Origin of the sequence: Bradyrhizobium pachyrhizi (genome assembly GCF_001189245.1) — a bacterium.
GTDB classification, from domain to species: Bacteria; Pseudomonadota; Alphaproteobacteria; order Rhizobiales; family Xanthobacteraceae; genus Bradyrhizobium; species Bradyrhizobium pachyrhizi.
On the sequence record NZ_LFIQ01000093.1, the window covers coordinates 1 to 766 of the forward strand.

Here is a 766-nt window from a genome sequence, read left to right on the forward strand (position 1 = left end):
ATCTACCTCCTGGCTTTCGCCAGGACGACGCCCAAAGGGCGATCTGCAAACCAATCAGAACGAATTAAGAACACTTTAGCAAGTCTTTGATATATCATTGTGATTCGGCGGCTGCGCCGACACAATATCTATGGTCTTTCAGTCTCTGCGAGGACTACATGTCCACCATCGCCTTCGATCAATTCGCGCTGACCCGGATTGCCGATTTCGCGCGGTCGCTGTCGCGGCTGCACCAGGCCTCGCGCCGCCAGCCGATCGACGACGACCAGCTCGATCGCGAGTTCAACGCGGTCTGCATGTCGATCTGGGGCTACACCACGGACGATTTCAGCGACGAGTTGTTCTCGGACGAGGATCACGCCTGGCTCGACTCGCTCGATGAAGCGCATGCGCGGATCCTCGCCGGCGAGCAGGGTTATGATCTCGTCGACGATCACGGCATGCTGACGGACTGGTGGGGCTATTGCTGGATGATCCTCGCCGAGAAGCGCGGCATCCTCAATCCGGAGAACCGCGCCGCCGCGCGGGCCGCGATCGAGGAGAAATACCTGGCCGCGCCGAACGTGATCGGCGTGATCGTGGCGCGGTAGCATTTGTTACGTCGTCATTCCGGGGCGCCTCGAAGAGGCGAGCCCGGAATCTCGAGATTCCCCGATGCGCAATTGCGCATCTGAGGTCTGGTGCTTACGCACCATCCCGGAATGACGGGCTGACGCCCGTCAGTTCGCTTCCGCCCGCTTCGCGGGCTTTGCGGCGTTGCCCGTCG

At 61.0% G+C, this 766-nt stretch carries 1 protein-coding gene; it reads left to right on the plus strand.

The features are described 5' to 3' along the window. Positions 1–158 precede the first annotated feature (158 nt). A complete protein-coding gene (locus AKL29_RS23555; RefSeq protein ID WP_050385813.1) occupies positions 159–590 on the plus strand; it encodes a hypothetical protein in 432 nt (143 codons plus the stop codon). Positions 591–766 lie beyond the last annotated feature (176 nt).